This window comes from Cohnella sp. GCM10020058 (assembly GCF_042683485.1).
GTDB lineage: Bacteria > Bacillota > Bacilli > Paenibacillales > Paenibacillaceae > Cohnella.
The window spans coordinates 292914-311615 of record NZ_JBHUJV010000006.1 but is presented as its reverse complement, the minus strand read 5'-3'; the positions used below and the strand labels follow the sequence as shown (position 1 = coordinate 311615).

Here is an 18702-nt window from a genome sequence, read left to right as displayed (position 1 = left end):
ATCTACGGAGTCGCCGCGCCGACGACCTTTCTTCCCGCCTACTAACCGGCTAATCCCGGACGACCGCCGCCAGCGCGGACGCGCTGCGCCGCAAGTTCATCAAGACCAGGACCAGCGCGATCACTGCGAGGAAGACGCCGAGCTGGCGGAAGCCGGCAAAGCTGAACGTCCCGCCCATGATCAGGCCTGTCAGCAGCGAAGATAGAATCGTCCCGAGATATCTCGATGTATTGAATAGGCCCGCGGCTACGCCGGTCAGATCCTTGGGCGTGCTGTTAAACAGGACGGCCTGCATGCCGACCGCGTTCAGTCCGTTGCCGGTCCCGAACGCTGCCAACGGCAGGCCCACGCCGATTACCGGCGAGGACTCGCCCAGTGTAACAAGCCACAATGAGCCGAACAGCATCAGCATGGCGGCCGCAAGCAGCGCGGGCCTCGGTCCCGACTTGTCAATCCATTTGCCCGCGAACGGAGAAGCGACAAGCGAGCACAATCCCAGGGTCAGCATCAGAAGCCCCGCATGGAACTCGCCGACATGGCGAACCGTCTGCAGATATGAGGGAACGCCGAAGAAGAGTGCATAAAAAAGCAGGTTAACGAGCAGGTATTGAACATTGACCCAAGTCATGGCCGGGTACTTGGCAAAGGCGCGCAGCGGAATAAACGGCGCGGCTGCCGTCAGCTCATGCCTCGCAAATGCTGCCAGCGACACAATTCCGATCGCCCCGACGGCAACGTTCCAATATGAGGCATGCCCGGACGATTTGATAGACAGCAAGCCTATGAGCAGTCCTAGCAATCCCGCCGTAAAAAGCAGAATCCCGATCGCATCGATTCTCGCCGCCCATTTTCGAAGAGATAGCTTGCCAGACTCTCCCGCCGGACCGTCCGCGGGAATCGCACGCCTCGCCAGCAGGAAGCTCGCCGCCACGAACGGAATATTGACGATAAAGATCGCATGCCAGTCCCACCGCGCCAGCAAAACGCCCCCCGCAAAAGGACCGATCGCCGCCGCTCCCGACAAAAATACCGACAGCACGGACAGTGCCGTCGCCTGCTTTTCCGTCACGTGCATTCTTACGATCGCCATGCCGACCGCGACCAGCATGCTCGTTCCGACGGACTGCACGACACGCGCCGCGATCAGCCATCCGAAGCTCGGAGACAGCGGGGCCAGCATCGAGGAGACGAAGGCTACGACGAGACCCGCGAGGAAAATTTTTCTGCGGCCGAATAAATCGCTGACCTTGCCCATAACAGGCTGGGCGATCGCGCTCGCCAAATAAAAAGAAAAGATGATCCAGGAGACTTCCGTATAATCGAGCTTGTAAACTTGCTGCACCCGCGCGATCGCGACGGCGATCATCGAAGAATTTAACGGATTCAATAAAACGCCCAATCCGATCGCGATCAACAGCTTTCTGCTGCGAACATCCATTTATGCATCCCCCTCCAAAAACCGTTCTATAGCCATCTTACTTAACGCCATCCATTTACTCCAACGCATTTAAAGCTATAATTGCATTGATTATAAGGAATGAATGGAGGGTCGGTATGGAGCTTCTTCAGCTGCAATACTTTATCGCGGTCGCCCGCCTGGAGCATATGACCGAAGCCGCGCGGAGCCTGCATGTGACGCAGTCGTCGCTCAGCAAAACGATCCAGCGCCTGGAGGAGAGCCTCGGCGTGCCGTTGTTCGACCGAACGGGCAGGCAGCTGCGGTTGAACGCGTTCGGCAGCCGGTTTCTGCGCCGTGCGGAACGGGCGCTGTTCGAACTGGAGCAAGGGAAGCAGGAGTTAAGCGATCTGACTGATCAGAAGGAAAGTACGCTTAAGCTGGCGATGACGACCGCGAGCACGCTGCCCGGCATTTTGAAGGCGTTTCGGAAAAGGCGTCCTTCCGTCCATTTCCATGCGCAAATGGCGAATCTGACGGAGATGATCGCGCTGCTTCGTCGCGGAGAGGTTGACTTCTGCATTACGTCGCCGGCTGTCGAGGAGGAGGGCATTCGCTGTCAGGTCGTATTCGACGACCCTTTCGTTCTGGCGGTTCCGAAGGGACATCGGCTGGCGGATCGAAACAGCGTATCGTTGGGGGAGCTTCGTGACGAATGGTTTGTCGGCGTAAAGAAGGGCTATGGCACGCGCGATTGGTTGGATGCCGTCTGCGATGCTGCCGAATTCGCCCCTCGATACGTGTACGAGGGTAATGAGCCCGCAAGGCTGAGCGCCCTTGTCGAAGCCGATATCGGCATCGCTTTTATGCCGGGCACGGCAAGGTACCCGCAGGCCAATGTCCGTTATCTCTCGCTGGAGGATGCCGGATTGACGCGGGAGATTGCTTTGTTATGGCACGAGAGCAGATACCTGTCCGAGGCTGCGCTAGATTTTCGCGAGGTCGTCTTCGGCTATTTCGAGTCACAATCCGAGCGCTCGTTGAGAGGCTAAATGATCAACGGGGTCAAATGAAAACGAAATCGGCAGGACATTCGGGAGCACAGCTGTCCATAAAGAGGGGCTTGCTCGCAATAAGACCCGGCCGGGGCCGGGTCCTGCGGTTCGATCAAGGGTAGCAGGTCGTCTTGACGCTCAGCGACGTGGGAGCGGAGGTATAATATTGCGGCACGACCGTAAACGTGTAATCGGTACAAGAGGTTAACCCGTATGCGGTATAGCTATAGGCCGGCCCCGAGTAGACCAGCGTTCCGTTTTTAAACACGTTGTACACGGTACTCGCATTCTCTCCCGGCGAATAGTCCCATAGCATCGCTACAAAATCTGGCCCCTTGTACATCACGCGCATATTGGTCGCCGCGCTCGCCGACGTCGCGGACGCCAGCAGCATGGCCGCCGCCAGCGCTATGCCCGCCTTTTTCGCCAATTTCATCATCACACGCTCCTCGATTCATATATAGGCATTACGCCTTTCTTTAGTTTAGTCGGCCCTCCATTCCATTTCCGCCAACTCTGTGTCCTGCGCTGCTGCGATTGTGACCTGCGCATCAAAAAACGGAAACCCTCGGGATGAGGATTTCCGCAGCTTGCATTAATTGTTTGTGTCCCATTGCTCGCGGCCATCGGCATCCGTCGTGTACCGGTGCGTTACCGACGCTTCGAGGATGTCGGCGTATGCCCAGTGCGTGCCGGGAACATCTCGCCATGTATGGCCCGCCGCCTGCGCGGATGAACCGTCGCGATCGAGCAGCTTATTCACGATCGCGACTGCCTCGGCGCGCGTCAAAGGCTTGTCCGGACGGAAGCTGCCGTCCGCGTAGCCCTTGATGATGCCGGCGCTTTGCACTTGCTTGATCGCCGATTCCGCCCACGTGCCGGCGGTATCCGTGAAGCCCCTTCCAGCGTTAGGTTCGGCGGTCGTCCCCGTCGCAGCGCCATCCAACAGTTTCGCCGCCAGGCTTGCCAACTCGGCGCGTGTGATCGGCTTGTCCGCGCCGAACGTGCCGTCTGCGTAGCCCTTCATCAGTCCCATCGTCGTTACCGATGAGATAACATCCTTGGCCCAGTAGCCGCCAGCCACATCGTTGTATGCGATATCGGCCGCCGTCGCCGGCAGCGTCACCGTGCGCGACAGAATCGCCGCGATCTCCGCGCGCGTGATCGTGCGATCCGGACGGAACGTGCCGTCGTCGTAGCCCTTGATATACGCGTCATGCGTTTCGCCAGTCGTCTGCACGAGCGTGAACGTACTGAACTTGCTCACCGTAAATTCGATGCCCTGCTCGCTGCCCGTCTCATTGTACGAGACGATTTTGCCATACAGCAGTTCTTTGGTTCCATCGCTGTGCTCCACGTAAATCGCCATGTTCGCCAGTTCATTCTGGCTCAGCTGCACGCCCTTCAACGGCATGACCAGCGTTACTTCGCGATTTTGCAGGTTCGTCTCGATCGTCATCGGACGGCCGATAACCTTAACGCCCAGCTCGCCTGCCGCCGCCAGCACGAGCTTGTCCTGCTCGGCGCGCGTCTTTACCTCCTGCTTGCCCGCTTCGCTCTTGATCGGCACGAAGCGGAAGTACAGTTCATCCTCGAAGCCTTGCAGCGACGCTGCAGGGATTTGCACCTTCACGTTGTCCGTCACGATGCCGAGGCCGATCTTCGCGTCCCGGATCAGCTGTCCCGCATCCTTGGGCACGGTCACGTTTACTTCGGACACTTCGTCCTTCGCGTCCGGAATGACGATGTTCGCCATCTTCGACCCTGCGGCCACGATGCTCGCCACCGTCTGCTTCGCCTGTTCAGCCGTCAGCACGACTTTGTCGCTCTTCGTGCCGTCCGCCTTCTTCGTGCGCTCGATCTGCGCCTTCGCGACCGCGCCGCCGCCTGCCGCCCCGCCATCCTTCACGTCGACCGTGATGATCTCCTTGTCCGGCTGCGCCGTCGACGGCGCGTAGACCTCTACGCTGCCAGCCGTCAGCGTCTTCGTCGTTTCATTGGCATCCGCGTCCGTCACGGAGAACTGCCGCAGATCCGCCTCGTCGGCAACGGTCAGCGCCTTGGCACCGTACGTCGCGTCGGCCTTGATCTTGAACGTCACGGTGAACAGCTTGTCGCCTGCTTCTAGCGCTTCGTCGCCGCCGGCGATGTCGGCCCAGGCCGCCTTCATCCAGCCCGCCTCGTTGTCGAAGCCGCCGTCGAACAGTTCGCCGCCGGGACCGGCGATGCCGGTCACCTCAAGCGCCTCCTCGTCGAACCCGATCTTCATGCCGTACGAGCCAATCGGCGCCGAAGCGGCCGCCAGCGTCACCGGCACATCGACGGTTGCTCCCGGCAGGCCGGAAACTCGACCGATCGTCACCGCCGCCGTCTCCTTCACAGCCTCTACCGGTCCTGCGACCGCACTAAGCGCCGCAGCGCCCGCAGTCGCTCCGCCCGTCGCGATTGGCGTCACCTCGAAGAATACGTACTTGCCCGTCAACGTTGCTGTCGTCTCCAGCGTGTTCGCCGTCGCGCCTTCGATTGCCGTCTTATCCGTACCCGCGGCATCGGACGCCGCGTACCATTGATAAGTCGACGTTCCTTCGGCGTTGCCTTCCCGGTCCGCATACGCGTAACCGCCTGTCAGCGTCTGTCCGACCGTTGGCGTGCCGGCGATGGCGACGCTCCCCGCCGTCGGCGCGTCGTTCATTACGTTCACCGTGCCGGACGTCAGAGACACGATATTCACCGGATCCTGATCGATCGTGTACGATGCGGACGTCAGCGTGACGGCCGTATCGCCCGGCGCTGCGTCCTTGTTGATCGTGAAGTTCAATGTAACGACCTTCTGCCGCTCGGAGATGAAGCCGAAATCGCCGAACGATTCCGCTTCGATACCGACAGCGCCCGCCGTCGACGTATCCGCTTGGAACTGTTGCGCAGCCGCTTCATCGGCGACTGGAGCCGACAGCGTCAGCACATTCGTATCGTACGTCAAATTCAGCGTATATGCCCAGTAGGCATCGTCATAATCAGCTACGAGACCCGGCTCCAGATAGACCGAGACTGCGACCGACTGGCCTCCGACACCTGCAGTATCCGCGACCTCAGCCTTGAAGAGCTGCATCGGTCCCGCTTGCGCGGCAGGCATCAGGCCGAAGAGCAAGCATAGGGCCATAGCCAGCGCGACCAGTCGGCGAGAGGCGGATTGCCGATTCGTGACGGATTGTTTATTCATCGCCCTCAAGCCCCCTTGCCGTTATAAATGTTTAGAATGAGCTTCGCGTCGTTCGCGTCGACGTCGCCGTCGTCGTCGATGTCAAGCATGAGCTTCTGCTCGTCGGTCAGCGTCATCTTGCCCGCGACATACTTGTTGACGATGAGCGCATCGGCAGGCGTGACGATACCGTCGCCGTTGGCGTCTCCTTTAAGAACGCCGACCGGTCCGAGCGCCTCGCTCTCGACAGGCGTGCCCGTTAGCGTACCCGCCGCCGCGACCGGGGTCACCTCGAAGGTGATGTATTTGCGGTACTGAGCCGCCATTAGCTCCAGCTTAATGCCGGTCGCGCCGGCGATAGCCGTCTTGTTCGAGCCCGCAGCGTCGTCAGCCGCGTACCACTTGAAGATCGGCAAACCTTCCGCGTCTCCTTCAAGGTCCGCGTAAGCGTAAGAACCCGTCAAAATCTGGCTCAATTTAATGCCTCCGGTAATATGGACGCCGCTCACGACCGGCGCGGCGTTCGCCGCGACCGCCGAGTTGCCCGTGAAGGTCGTCGCGGTTCCGGAAGCCGTACCTGCCGCCGCTCCCGGCGTTACTTCGAAAATAATGAACTTGCCCACCTGCGCGTTCGTCAGCGTCAGCGTAGACGAGGTCGCTCCCGCGATTACCGTCTTCCCCGTACCTGCCGCGTCGGTGGCCGTATACCACTTGAACGCCGTCGCCAACTCCGCATCGCTCTCCGCATCCGCGTACGTATACGTGCCGGTCAGCGTGTTGCCTTCCTTCAACGTGCCCGTGAAGCTCACCGCGCTCGCCGTCGGCGCCGCGTTCGCCGCGACCGCCGCCGTGCTTGTATAAGCGACTGGCGTTCCGATATTCGTCCCCGTCGCCGCTCCCGGCGTCACTTCAAAGATGATATACTTGTTCGCCTGGGCACTGGTCAGCGCCAACGTGGACGAGGTCGCTCCCGCGATCGCCGTCTTACCGGCGCCTGCCGCGTCGTTAGCCGTATACCACTTGAACGCCGTCCCCAACTCCGCATCGCTCTCCGCATCTGCGTAAGCGTACGTGCCTGTCAACGTGTTGCCTACCTTTAACGACCCCGTGAAGCTCACGCTGCTCGCCGTCGGCGCTTCATTATCCGGCCCCATCCGCACCACTCTTACTTGATTGGCGGTACCGTTGCTCTCCAAGAATATCGCGTACAGGCCACTGTCGCCGCCGTGAGAATGAACGACTAAATCGCCATAATTTGAACTCTTCGTCGCATCCTTGTTCAAGCCATTCCCGCTCGCCGGCTCAGCGGAGGTCCAACTGGTCCCGTCATACTTTTTTGCGCGTATCGTATTGATACTGAAGTAATTCTGCGCCCAAATCGCGTACAACTTACCGTCGTACACGGCGAATCTGGCAAAAGAGTCTCTTTCGTATTGCCTATGGGTGGCAATCCCTTTGACTGGGTCTCCGCCGTCCGCTGATGTCCAGGTCGTGCCGTCAAACTTTTTTACGCGAATCTCGCTGCCGTTATCGATCGACTCCACCCAGGTCGCGTACAAATTGGAAGGTTCCGAACCGGCACCGTACACGGCCAGTCTGGGTCTCATCCCGGACATGCCGACGTTTACATTAAGACCGCTTGTTCCCCCCCCGTCTGCGGAGGTCCAGCTCGTGCCGTCATACGCTTTGACGCGAACCTGGTATTTATAATTGTCGTCCGCCTCATGCCAGGTGGCATACAGCTTGCCGTTCCAGATGGCCGCCTCGGGATATTGCGCAGCGTGACTCTCATCATAATTCAGCGGCGTCCCGTTCGTCAGACTCCAGGTGGCTCCATCATTGTTATACTTTCGCATCCATATGAGCGTCTTGATTCCTGTCGACTCGTCCCAAAGCAAATATAAAGCGTTGTTGTATACGACAAGCTTGGCATCCCGGGCATTGATGTTCGGATTGAAGTTCAGACCGTTCGCACCGTTGCCGTCGACCGACGTCCAAGATGAACCGCTGAGCTTTTTGACGCGTATCTGCCACATCGGTCCGACTTCTTCCCATGCGACATACAACTCGCCGTTGTATATGGCCAACGAAGGATTTTTCGCTTCTTGGCCTAACGAATAGTTAAGCGGATTGCCGTTATTGGCATCCATCCAGTTATTGGTTTCGTCGTCGTACTTTTTAATCCGAATTTGTGTCGTCTGCCCGAAAGATTCCGCCCACGACGCATAAAGCGAGCCGTTGAATTCTACCATCGCTGGAATTTGTGCATTTTGGCTCACGTCCGCGTTAATACCGCTCTCGCCGTTGCCGTCGATGAAGGCCCAGGACGCTGCTGAAGCCGACGAATGGCTCAATATGGACACCGTCAAAAGCAGTAAAGCCAGCGTGCCTGCGCAGACACTCCAAAATTTCTTCTTTCTGATAGTCAAGCGGATTCCTCCCCATAACATGGTATCGCTCTCCCGGAAAACTCCGTCCGGTCCCCAATGTCGACAAATTCATACAATTTCCCCATAACGAAATGAAGTATAATGGAGACCGTACACGAAGCCTAGTAACGGAAAGACACTATAATAGTGACCTTTAGTCACTTCGTCCTGCGCATCCCATGCAGCGGAAAGGACCTACATCGTGCCGACAAAAACATGGAACGTGCTCATCGTGGAGGACAATGCGTTAATGCGGGGAGGACTGCAGCTGGCGATCGACAGCGAGGATGACTTGAACGTCGTAGGCACGGCCGCGAACGGCCTGGATGCGCTTGATTGCTGGGAGCGGCTCCAACCCGACATCATCCTCATGGACGTGCAAATGCCCAAGATGGACGGGATCGCGTGCATCAAGGAGATTCGCAAGCAGGACGATCAGGTGCGGATTGTCATCTTGACGACATTTAATGAAGAGGAATATATATTCGAAGGGCTGGCGAGCGGGGCGAACGGGTATTTGCTTAAAAGTCTGGATGTCGATAAGCTGATCCGGACGATCCGCGATGCCGCAAACGATGCGTTCGTCCTGCCGGCGGAGGTCGCGGCCAAGGTCGCCCGCTACGCCGTCAATAACTCGCAGACTGTGCGGCAGCAGCAAATGATGAACCGGTTCATGGCGAACGACACGCGGTTCACCGACAAGGAGAGGCAGATGATCTCGCTCCTGCTGCTCAAGCTGTCCAACAAAGAAATCGCGGCCAGACTCGCGCTCACCGAAGGCACGGTGAAAAACAAGCTGACCGTCATTTACGATAAATTAAACGCAAACAGCCGGCACGATGCCGCCCGGCTGTTGAACGAATATATTCACGGCTTTGATTCAGGTACCTGAAGCGAACGCCCCGCCTCGGCGCACGGCAACAGCGGCAGCGCGATGCTAAACGTGCTTCCCGCCCCCTCTTTGCTGTCGACGCCGACCGCGCCTCCGTGCCGCTCGACGATTTCCTTTACGATCGCCAGTCCGAGGCCGCTGCCGCCTTCATTGTTTTCCCGCTGCGTGTAGAAGCGGCGGAACACGTGGGGCTGTTCCTCTTCCGCGATGCCGACGCCATAATCGCGCACGGCGATGACGAGCGCGCCTTGCGGATGCGCCGAATCCGGCCGGACGTACGCCTCGAGCTCGAGCACCTCGCTGACGCCCCTGCTGAACTTGACCGCATTGTCGATATAATTTTGCATCGCCTGCGCGATGCGGACCGGGTCGATCGAGGCGACCGCTTCCTCGCCGTTCTCCGCAGCCGTGTGCCATATCCCCCGGCGCAGCGCCATGCCCGCGTGACTCAGATCCGACTCGAGCTTGCGATACGCCGCTTCAAGCCAGGTTCCCATGACGATAGGCTCGAACTGGAAGGCCTGTCCGCCCGATTCCAGCTTGGACAGCTCGAACAGGTCGTCGACGAGGCGTTTCATATACCCGGTATGATCAAGCAGCTGCTGCGTCAGCGCCTCCCGATCCGCCCCGGCTTTTCCTCGCAGCATCAATTGCAGATACGTCTGTATGCCGACAAGGGGCGTTCCCAAGTCGTGCGCGATGTTCAGCAGCATCTTCGTTCGGCTGTCGTTCGCCTCGCGGAGGCTGTGCGTGCGCAGCGCCACCTTATGCTCCAAGTCCGCGTTCAACCGGTTCATCTCCGCCAGCAACATATTATTGCGCGTCGACAGCTGCGTATAGCGGTACGATACGATGATCGCCTGCGCCATAATAAAAGGAATGACGCTGTATCCGAGCAGCTCCGGCGTATCGGCCAGCCTCAGATAATACAGCATATCGTTCATCGAAGCTGCCACGATGATACCCAGCGCGATGAGATGGATAAGCGCGCCTTCTCTTTTTCTCAAATAAGCCCGCACGCCGACATAAAACAAAAAATAAAGCAGCACCGCCGCCTTGACGACAGTCTGAAGGAGCATCGTCTCCGTGTAGACACGGGCGGGCGTAAGCGCGACGAACAGCGCCAGCGCCAACGCGACGGTGAGCGAGATTCTCGCTATCCAACGACCCGTCTCCTGCGGGTACAGCCGCTTCATCAAGAAGACGCAGGCGACTAGACCGCCGATCTCGCTTATATATTCGAGCTTGACGAGCAGCTCCCAGCTCTCGATGCCGAGCAGCTGCGTAGACACGTAGCCGTTGATAAACAGCGTCCGCAGCGACACAGCCAACGCCAGCAGACCGACCCACAGCGTCGCCTGGTCTCTCCTGCGCATGGCGAAGAGGATCAGATGATAAATGCCGATCATCAGAAAGCCGCCGATGACGCAAATATCGATCAGGAGTTCCTTGAGGACGAACGGAATGAGCGCGGCCGTATCGCCGTACACGATGTCGCGGTTAATCCCGCCTTCGCGGAACGAGTAGTTGGACACCTGCATCACGATCTCAACCGTCCGGTCGCGAGGCTGGAAAAACACCATGTTGATATGCGCCTGCGGGCGCTCTTCGCCCAGTGCGGTGCCCACTTTGCCCAGACCTTCCATCTCCGTACCGTCGATCCACAGCCGGTAGGCGCTCCCGACGGAACGGATAAAGAGCGCCTTGCCCTGGCCGACGTCGGAGGCCGGTACGCGAAGCAGCAGCCGGTAGGTTCCGTACCCGTGCGCGTCCCACGAGGAGGGAACCGTCCGGTAGGAAGGCTGGACATCGTTTAATTGCAGGTCCTGCGGGTCGAGCAGCTTGTTCCAGTAAAATTCCCACTCGCCGTCAAGCGCGATTTTCTGCCCGCCGGCTTCGGCATCGTCGCCGATCTGCAGGGTGCCGCCTGTCGCAGGCGGCTGTGATTGCGTCTGCGACTGCTTCTGCGGTCGAACGTCGCCCACCCCTGCCGCAAACGCCCGCTGCGGCAGCGATGCCGCACCCGCGACCAGCAGCAACAGCAGCAACAACGGCCATAGTCTTCCAACCGATCTTCCTTGCATCCGATCCCGCCTCTACGTTCGACAAAATACGCGAATATGCTGTAAGCATACTTCACGCTTGCCTGCGGGTAAACGAATTTTACCGGAAAATCAATTGAATCCGCCGTTCACGCGAATCGTCTGTCCGGTAATCCAACGCCCTCTGTCTCCGGCGAGCAGCTCCACCGCGTTCGCGATGTCCTCCGGCTCCCCCAGACGTCCGAAGGCGTTCATCCGACGGAACGATTCAACCAGTTCTTCCGACTTCCCGGTGAGAAACAGCTCGGTCGATACCTGCCCCGGCGCGATGCAGTTGATCGTGATGTCCTTGGGACCGAATTCCTTGGCCAGTTGGCGGGTCAATTGCTCGACGGCGCCCTTGGTCGCCGCATAGACGCTGTACGTCGGCAGCATCGCGCCGGCTACGGAGGTCGAGAAGTTGATGATCGATCCGCCCGGCGACATATGCTTCATCGCTTGCTGGCAAGCGAAGTATGTTCCTTTTACGTTGATGGCGAATTGACGGTCGAACGCCGCCTCCGTCACGTCCGCGATCGCCGCGTTGTCCATGATGCCGGCATTGTTGACGACGATGTCGACGCGGCCGTATTGCCCGAGCGTCCGCTCGAACAATGCTTCGACGTCGCTCACCTTGCTTACGTCGGCGCCGATGGCGATCGCTTCGCCGCCGGCTTGCTTAATGGTCTCGACGACCTCCTCCGCCTTGCCCGGATTCGAAGCATAATTGACGATCACCTTCGCGCCGGAGCCTGCCAGCTGAATGGCGATCTGCCGCCCGATTCCTCTCGATGCCCCTGTGACGATCGCGACTTTTCCCTGCAATTCCATATCGAATCTCTCCTTTTGGTTTAAACGGCCGCCACGCTGACTGCGTCCGACCTCGTATCCTCATTATAGGAAAGCTTGGCTCTCACAGGGTAGAACAGACGTCTTCGATCCTTGCCTATTTCTCTTCGAACCGGGTATGATGAAAAAAAACGCGAAGCGCGCGGGAAGGAGCCGTCGACCGATGAATGAAACTTCGCGCATGGAGCAGGCCCGGCGGCGATTGGCGAATGCCATTCAGCGCCATGCTCCGAGAAGCGGCACGCATCGAACGGCCATACCGGATTTGACGCTGCTGCATGCCGTGCGAACGTCCGAACCGCTGGAGTCCGTCTATAAGCCCTCCATCTGCATCGTGGCGCAGGGCGCCAAAACGGCCGCCCTGGCAGACGGAACCTATACTTACGATCCGATGACGTACCTTGTGACCTCCGTCGAGCTGCCGATCTTCGGCAAGATCGTCGAGGCTTCGCCCGAGATTCCCTATTTAAGCCTGAAGCTGTGCTTCGATGCCGACGTCATTCTGGACGTCGCCGGCGAGATCCGGCCTCCCGAACTCGTCTCTTCGGAGCCGGTCCGCGGCATTACCGTGAGCCGCATGTCCCCCGCCTTGCTCGAAGCCGCCTGTCGGCTGGTCGAGCTGCTCGATGCACCGAAGGACGTCCCGGCGCTCGCTCCCCTCGTCATCCGCGAGATGTTGTACCGCCTGCTCCAAGGCGAGCAAGGTCCGCTCCTTCGCTCGTTCGCGACGGTCGGCAGCCAATCGCACCTTATCGCCCAGTCTGTCCGGTTGATCAACAGGCAATACCAGCGTCCGCTTCGCGTCGAAGAGCTGGCTGGCGCCGTTAACATGAGCGTGTCGGCGTTCCACAAGCACTTCAAGCGCGTCACCGCGATGAGTCCGCTGCAATATCAGAAGACGGTGCGTCTGCAGGAAGCGAAACGACTCATGTTGACGGAAGCCGCACCGGCGTCCGAGGCGGCTTTTCGCGTAGGTTACGAGAGCCCGTCTCAATTCAGCCGGGAATACGCCCGCTTGTACGGCCGGCCGCCGATGCAGGACATCCAGGAGCTTCGCGAGGCAGCGGCCGTGGGGGCGAGCGGCGCGGGCGGCGGAACGGACGGCTTTCAAAGTGCCGGCGGAGCGGACAGAGGAGAATATTCGCTATAGGCCGTTCTTGCAAGGGTTGCGAGGATGGCCCGCGCGAGATAGATGCAAATATGCAGTTTTATAACACGAGGGAACGAGGTCTGAGAAAATACCTGCGAATATGCAGTTATTTTCTCAAGATAAGCGCGTTTGGCTGCGAGCGGGCTGAAATACCTGCATTTTCGCAGGTATCGGACTCATACTGGTGCGTTTGGAAGAAAAAAGATGCACGTTTGCAGGTATTGCAACTTCCCGCTCGACACCGCCGCTTGCACCGACCCCGTACCGAATCTGCACACCTGCAATGGTACTCGCACCAAATGCCTCGCCGGCTCGCGCCTCCCCCGTCTGCCCCCCTATCGGAAGCAACCGCGCGCAAGCAGCCCTGGGTCGCTCCATTCGGAGCGGCCCAGGGCTGCTAAGGTAACTTGTTTTACTGGAACGACAAGGCATCCACTTCTACATAATAATTCGTCGATCTCACGTTTTTGCTGTTCTTGGCCACCACCTTGATCGTATGCGTGCCGTTCGTCAGGCCTTGCTTGCGGTAGACGGCCACATCGGTGAAGCGTTCTTCGCTGTACAGATCGACCGTCTGGTCCAGCACGCCGTCGATGTAGACGTCGGCCATCCCGTGGTCGGCGTCCGTCTTGCCGCGCCATTCGACGCTCGTTCCCGTGAAGCTGACTTGCATATACGCGCCGGTCGAGGTCGTGTGATGGCCGGTATCGCGATAATAGCCGGTTCCGGTCGAGATTCCTGTGCTCCACGTGCCGGAATAAGCCAGCTGCGAGTTGCCGTCGTCCCAGGTGACGATCGGCGTGCCCTTCGAGCTGTTCAGCCGGTCGACCTCCACGTAATAGCCGGTCGAAGCCGCGCTCTTGTCGCTACGCGCGACGATCTTGATCGTATGCGCCCCGTTCGAGAGTCCGCGCTTAACGTAGATTTGATTATCGATATGCCGATTGGCATTGTAGAGATCGACGGTCTGATCGAGCGTGCCGTCGATATACACGTCGGCTTTGCCGTGATCCGGACCGATGGCGCCGTACCATTCGATGCTTGCGCCGTTAAACGCATATTGCGCATAGCTGCCGCCAGTCGTCGAGAAATGGCCCGTATTGTTCCAATAACCGGTTCCCGAAGGTACGCTGGTCAGCCACGTGCCGGCGTAGGTAAACCCGCTGGCCGTATCGTCGATGACCGTCGGCGTCCCCGTCGTAATATTGAAGCGATCCACTTCTACGTAGGTGCCCGTCGAAGCGCTGTTTTTGTCGCTCCGGGCGACGATCTTGATCGTATGCGGGCCGTTCGTCAGACCGACCTTGGAGTAAATCTCCGTGTTGACGAAGCGATGGGCCGCGTATAAATCGACCGAATTGTCCAGCGCGCCGTCGATATAGACGTCCGCCGTGCCGTGATCGGGACCTTTGACGCCGGACCAGACCACGTTGGTGCCGTTAAACGTATATTCCGAGTAGCTGCCCGCAGTCGTCGTAAAATGTCCGTTGTTCCCCGAGTACCCCGTCCCCGACGGGACGCTGGTCAGCCAGGTTCCCGAATAGGCGATGCCCGCGTCGTTGTCTTCCACCACGGTCACGCCCGGCCCTACGCCCGCAATCGCATTATGCATGTTGACCAGCTGCGCGTACTGCGGAGAATTGATATGACCTTCCTTGCTCACGTTCGGGCCAATGGAGATGACACCGCTCTGATTGGTTACAGTCGAGAAATAGTTGGTCAAATCCGGCGTCGAGTACTTGAAGCCGTTGCGCGCCCAATCGTAGCCCTGATAAGCCGTCTCGCTCCACTGGACTCCGCCGATCCATCTGGAGTAAGGCGCCGCGTTGTATTGGGAGGGCACGTATTGGAGCAGGTTTTGCTCGCCCGTAATATAGTCCGCGTACGTGGTCATCGGCGCTTCTACCGACAGACCCGGATCGAAGGAGACGATCGCGTCGGCATTGCCGTGCTTGGCGGCGGCTGCAAAGGTCTGAAAGTTGTGCGCGGCGGTGTAATCCGTATAGGCTTGCGAAATATCCGGTTTGCCGTACATGGCGCCGTTATTGTAAGTCCCGTCGAACCACCAGCCCGCCACCTTCGCGCCGTATCGGTCCGACCATTCCTGAACGACGCTCTCCCACTTGGCCTGGAAGGCTTGCGGCGCCAGATGGTCGTAGATCGGCGTCGGATCGCCGAGCGCCGCGACCGCGTCCGGGTCGTCCGAAGGCGAGCGGGCGGGCAAGTAAAGCATCAGCTTGATGCCGTAAGGATTCAGGGCGTCGTACAGGTCTTCCGGCAAATCCCGCGTCGACATCTTTGATGTAGAAGCAGTGCGCCCGACAAGACTGTCATAAGTCGCATTGGGCGAAGCGAAGTAACCGCTGTTCTGCCCGAGCGTAAAAATGACGTACTTCGCCCCGGTCTCGCTCACTTGCTTCGCAAAATAATCGACGTCAAAGTTGTCGACCAGCGTGTTCCAATCGCCCGTAATATCCCCGCCGCCGTACAGCCACTGAACGAACAGCCCGAATTTCCCCTGCATGAACCAATCCGTGTTGGCATTGTACGTCTGGGCCTGCGCGCGATGAGGCGGGATGAGTGCCAGAACAACAAGTAAAGCCAGAACCAACGCATACGTACGATTAGAACGTCTAAATGGTCTTTGACGCGTCGTCATGCTTGAACCCTCCCTTGGCGGATGGCTTGCTTAATGGCTTGCAGCTGCTCCCGTTGCTGCGGATCAAAGCGGCCGAACCGGTTGACGTGAACGTCCAGTGCAATGACGCCCTGCATCGCGATGGCGGACTTGACCCAATCCGTCAACTCGCCGGTCGGCCAGTTCAGTCCCGTATTGCCCCAGCCTGCCAGATCCGTGACGAATCGTCCCAGGAACGTCCAATGGAACCACTGTACGCCTTCCCGTTCGTCCGCCCATTGCCCGTTCCCCGGCAATGCACCGATCTCGTTGGTCTCTCCCGCCGTATAATCCTCCAGCGGCGAATTGACGAGCCGATCGGCGAAAATGCCGCCGTTAAAAGCCACGATGCGCGACGGGTTGCCCGACTTCGCGGCGCCGGCGAGGCTGTACCAGTTGCATGGCAGCGACAGGTCATCGTAGGCCTCCTGGAACCACATGCCGTCGAACCACCAGCCCGCCAGCTTTTCCCCGTACCGGTCCGACCATTCGCGGATAACCGCCTGCCACTTGGCCTGCGTCTCCTGAGACGGCGCCACCTCTACCGGGTAACCGAATGCCCGGTTGATCGCGTGATCCCCTGCTTCTAGATGCGCATTGCTCGGCGGATTGGCCGGCACGTACAGGATCAGCTTAATGCTGTGAGGCGCCAGGGCATCGGCAATCTCAAGCGGCAGATCGCGTATCGAGGCGCGTTCGCCGGGCTGCAGGCCGGCGATGCGATCGTAGGTCGCGTTGGGCGAGAGCAAGTACCCGCTGTTCTGACCCAGGGTCAGGATGACGAAGCCCGCCCCGCTCTCTACGACCTGCTCCACATAACGATCGACGTCGAAGCCGTCGATCACCTCGTTCCAGCTCTCCCCGTCCCGCCATTTCTCGTCGTCGTTCGGCGCCACCCGGTTCATGAACTCCGCCAGCAAATGGTGAGAGATGCCATAGCGAGCGGCGTGCAGCCAATCCGTATTCGGATTCCCCGATGCATCAGCAATGGGTCCGATCGCTTCGCTGGTCAAGACGAGACGCTCATCTCCGCCAACAAGCGCAGCCTCGCAACGGACATAGCGGCCGACGGCGGCCGCGGAGAGCGGCAGAACATCGTAGTAAGCGCCGGCTATAGGCGTATAAATCCCGTCCTTGGCATCCGAAGTGAGCCAACGGTAGGATGGATCCTCGTACCGGGCGGATTCCCGCTCCGGCAAAATGACCTTGGCTTGCAGCGCTCCCTTCTTGCGGGGCAAGCCCGTTATTTCGACGCGCGCTGCGTTAACGTTCTCTCGATTGGACGGCACGGGCATCCACTCCTCTTATTTCTTATTGAGCTGGTCCAAAGTCGCCTGCGCTTCGGCCAACACCTTGTCGCCCCCGGCCTTTTTCCAGTCCGCTACGTACTTGTCGAATTCGCCGATCGGCCTGCGGCCGGTGATAAAGTCGATGAAGCTGTTGATCGTAAGCTGCGTCAGCGCGTCCTGGAACTCGTCGTAAGCGGGCTTGGCCAGCGGTGTCATAAAGTCGTACTTGCCGATCCCTTTGCTCGCGGCTGCTTCCTTGACCGGCATCAGGTCGCCCCGGGTCATGAACGGCGCCTGGAAGTCGTAATCGTTGAAGCTGGCCGGCGCGTGATAATAGTTGCCGATGCCGAACTTCGTGCGCGCCTCGTCCGTGTCGTAAGGCGGGATGTAGGCATAGGTGCCGTCGCTCTTGATCTCGAACGTCTTGCCTTTCTCGCCGTAGTGGATTTTCGTGTACAGGTCGAGATCGAAGGAAGTCGCGTCGAACATTTTCAGATAAGCCGCCATTTTCTCGGGATCCTTCTCGAGCTGCTTGCCGAACTGAATGCCCGTTCCGAGCATCGGATTGCCCTGCGTGATGCCGAAGCTGCCGCTCGGACCTTTCGGACCGCTGGACAGCGCCCAATCCGCGTCCGGTACGTTTTTGCGCAATTGGTCGTAATATTTCCCTTCGTAGAACGCCTCCGGCTGGATGAACTCCCACCAGGACTTTTGCACGGTGCCGACTTTGCTGGAAATGACTTTGTCGTCCACGTTGGAGTCTTTGTTGACGAAAAATTCCGGATCGATCAAATCGGCCTTGAACCATTTATTCAACGTCGTGAGCGCTTCCTTGGCGCCAGGCTCGATCTCTCCCCGCACCGCCTTGCCGTCCGCATCGACGGTTGCGCCCGGATACACGCCGTACGCGCCGAAGACGGACGAGAAAATGGTCTGAATCGTCGTGGCGCTGGCCGTCATGCCGTAGGTGTCCTTCTTCCCGTTGCCGTCCGGGTCGTCGTTGCGGAACTTGGTGAGCGCCGCTTCCATCTCCTCCACGGTCTCAGGCGTCTTCGAGATGCCGACCTTCTTCAACCAGTCCTGCCGATAGCCGATGATTTCGGATGAGGAAGCGAGCGTCCACAGCACCGGCAGATTGTAGATCTTGCCGTCCTCGTGACGGACGAACCGCATCGGATCGGCACCCAGATTTTTCTCCATCCAGGCCATATACTTCGGCGCGTTCTGCTGCAGCATATCGATCGGAATCTCCGCCGCGGCCCCTTGATCGGCGAACTTGTCGGCATCGGCGAACGGCACCTCCTTCCACCAATCCGGAATGTCGCCCGAGGCGATCTGCAGCAGCAGCTTCTCCTTGATAGCCGCCGCGTCGTTCGTCGAATTGTAAAATCCGATATCGACGCCGAACTTCTCGCGGATCGCATTCATCGCATACCCGTCCAGATTCGTCTTGTCCGCGTCGAAGTTCCATACCATCAGCTTCATTTTTTCGCCAGATGCCGACGCCGACGCCGACGCCGACGCCGACGCCTTAGACGCGCCGGACGATGCCGCGGCATTGCCTTCATTGTCGTTGCCGCATGCCGTCACCGTCGTCGCCAGCAGCGCCGCCCCCAGCAGCATCGAGATTTTTTTCTTCTGTTTATCCATCTGAACCGCTCCCTCGATTGTCGTTTTTCGAATCT

General features: G+C 59.1%; 12 protein-coding genes. 3 read left to right on the top strand and 9 right to left on the bottom strand.

Translation table 11 applies throughout. From position 1 onward, the window contains the following. Window positions 1-49 precede the first annotated feature (49 nt). Window positions 50-1438, bottom strand: a complete 1389-nt coding sequence (locus tag ACFSR7_RS09845; protein WP_378160990.1) for an MFS transporter — start codon at window positions 1436-1438, stop codon at window positions 50-52. A gap of 116 nt (window positions 1439-1554) precedes the next feature. Here ACFSR7_RS09845 and ACFSR7_RS09840 point away from each other — a divergent pair, with 116 nt between their 5' ends. Continuing rightward, complete coding sequence (locus tag ACFSR7_RS09840) at window positions 1555-2448, top strand: LysR family transcriptional regulator (protein WP_378160988.1); 894 nt, start codon at window positions 1555-1557, stop codon at window positions 2446-2448. 115 nt (window positions 2449-2563) lie between these two features. Here the strand turns inward: ACFSR7_RS09840 and ACFSR7_RS09835 are convergent, their stop codons facing one another. From ACFSR7_RS09835 to ACFSR7_RS09825, 3 genes are all read right to left on the bottom strand, one after another. Further along, on the bottom strand, window positions 2564-2887 hold the full coding sequence (locus ACFSR7_RS09835; protein WP_378160986.1) for a hypothetical protein: 324 nt from the start codon (window positions 2885-2887) through the stop codon (window positions 2564-2566). 159 nt (window positions 2888-3046) lie between these two features. Then, window positions 3047-5671 carry an S-layer homology domain-containing protein gene (locus ACFSR7_RS09830; RefSeq protein ID WP_378160984.1) on the bottom strand — a complete coding sequence of 875 codons (2625 nt, stop codon included), beginning with the start codon at window positions 5669-5671 and terminating at the stop codon, window positions 3047-3049. 5 nt (window positions 5672-5676) lie between these two features. Then, window positions 5677-8079 (bottom strand): dockerin type I domain-containing protein, encoded by a 2403-nt coding sequence (locus ACFSR7_RS09825; RefSeq protein ID WP_378160982.1) that lies wholly within the window; start codon window positions 8077-8079, stop codon window positions 5677-5679. A 202-nt stretch (window positions 8080-8281) separates the two neighbouring features. Here ACFSR7_RS09825 and ACFSR7_RS09820 point away from each other — a divergent pair, with 202 nt between their 5' ends. Next, window positions 8282-8971: a response regulator transcription factor gene (locus ACFSR7_RS09820; RefSeq protein WP_378160980.1), complete on the top strand. Its 690-nt coding sequence runs from the start codon at window positions 8282-8284 to the stop codon at window positions 8969-8971. Here ACFSR7_RS09820 and ACFSR7_RS09815 read toward each other — a convergent pair. Both ACFSR7_RS09815 and ACFSR7_RS09810 read right to left on the bottom strand, forming a co-directional pair. Next, entirely contained in the window at window positions 8947-11022 is a 2076-nt protein-coding gene (locus ACFSR7_RS09815) for a sensor histidine kinase (RefSeq protein ID WP_378160978.1), read from the bottom strand. The two genes, ACFSR7_RS09820 and ACFSR7_RS09815, sit on opposite strands and share 25 nt — an antisense overlap. 123 nt (window positions 11023-11145) lie before the next feature. Next, window positions 11146-11883, bottom strand: a complete 738-nt coding sequence (locus ACFSR7_RS09810) for an SDR family oxidoreductase (RefSeq protein ID WP_378160976.1) — start codon at window positions 11881-11883, stop codon at window positions 11146-11148. Window positions 11884-12064: 181 nt separating this feature from the next. Here ACFSR7_RS09810 and ACFSR7_RS09805 point away from each other — a divergent pair, with 181 nt between their 5' ends. Then, complete coding sequence (locus tag ACFSR7_RS09805; RefSeq protein ID WP_378160975.1) at window positions 12065-13051, top strand: AraC family transcriptional regulator; 987 nt, start codon at window positions 12065-12067, stop codon at window positions 13049-13051. 412 nt (window positions 13052-13463) lie between these two features. Here ACFSR7_RS09805 and ACFSR7_RS09800 read toward each other — a convergent pair whose 3' ends face one another. Genes ACFSR7_RS09800 through ACFSR7_RS09790 form a run of 3 tightly spaced genes read right to left on the bottom strand, consistent with a single transcriptional unit; the run spans window position 13464 to window position 18667 of the window. After that, the gene (locus ACFSR7_RS09800) at window positions 13464-15710 is read right to left on the bottom strand and encodes an alpha-L-fucosidase (RefSeq protein ID WP_378160973.1); all 2247 of its coding nucleotides are present in this window, start codon (window positions 15708-15710) and stop codon (window positions 13464-13466) included. Then, the gene (locus ACFSR7_RS09795) at window positions 15707-17017 is read right to left on the bottom strand and encodes an alpha-L-fucosidase (protein WP_378160971.1); all 1311 of its coding nucleotides are present in this window, start codon (window positions 17015-17017) and stop codon (window positions 15707-15709) included. Before ACFSR7_RS09795 ends, ACFSR7_RS09800 begins: the two co-directional genes overlap by 4 nt. Before the next feature lie 15 nt (window positions 17018-17032). Next, window positions 17033-18667: a type 2 periplasmic-binding domain-containing protein gene (locus ACFSR7_RS09790; protein ID WP_378160969.1), complete on the bottom strand. Its 1635-nt coding sequence runs from the start codon at window positions 18665-18667 to the stop codon at window positions 17033-17035. Window positions 18668-18702 lie beyond the last annotated feature (35 nt).

Bases quoted from the DNA above. Each gene is read 5' to 3' on its own strand.
- ACFSR7_RS09840 (WP_378160988.1), top strand. From the start codon at position 1,555: ATGGAGCTTCTTCAGCTGCAATACTTTATCGCGGTCGCCCGCCTGGAG.
- ACFSR7_RS09835 (WP_378160986.1), bottom strand. From the start codon at position 2,887: ATGAAATTGGCGAAAAAGGCGGGCATAGCGCTGGCGGCGGCCATGCTG.
- ACFSR7_RS09810 (WP_378160976.1), bottom strand. From the start codon at position 11,883: ATGGAATTGCAGGGAAAAGTCGCGATCGTCACAGGGGCATCGAGAGGA.
- ACFSR7_RS09805 (WP_378160975.1), top strand. From the start codon at position 12,065: ATGAATGAAACTTCGCGCATGGAGCAGGCCCGGCGGCGATTGGCGAAT.
- ACFSR7_RS09800 (WP_378160973.1), bottom strand. From the start codon at position 15,710: ATGACGACGCGTCAAAGACCATTTAGACGTTCTAATCGTACGTATGCG.
- ACFSR7_RS09790 (WP_378160969.1), bottom strand. From the start codon at position 18,667: ATGGATAAACAGAAGAAAAAAATCTCGATGCTGCTGGGGGCGGCGCTG.
- ACFSR7_RS09845 (WP_378160990.1), bottom strand. From the start codon at position 1,438: ATGGATGTTCGCAGCAGAAAGCTGTTGATCGCGATCGGATTGGGCGTT.
- ACFSR7_RS09830 (WP_378160984.1), bottom strand. From the start codon at position 5,671: ATGAATAAACAATCCGTCACGAATCGGCAATCCGCCTCTCGCCGACTG.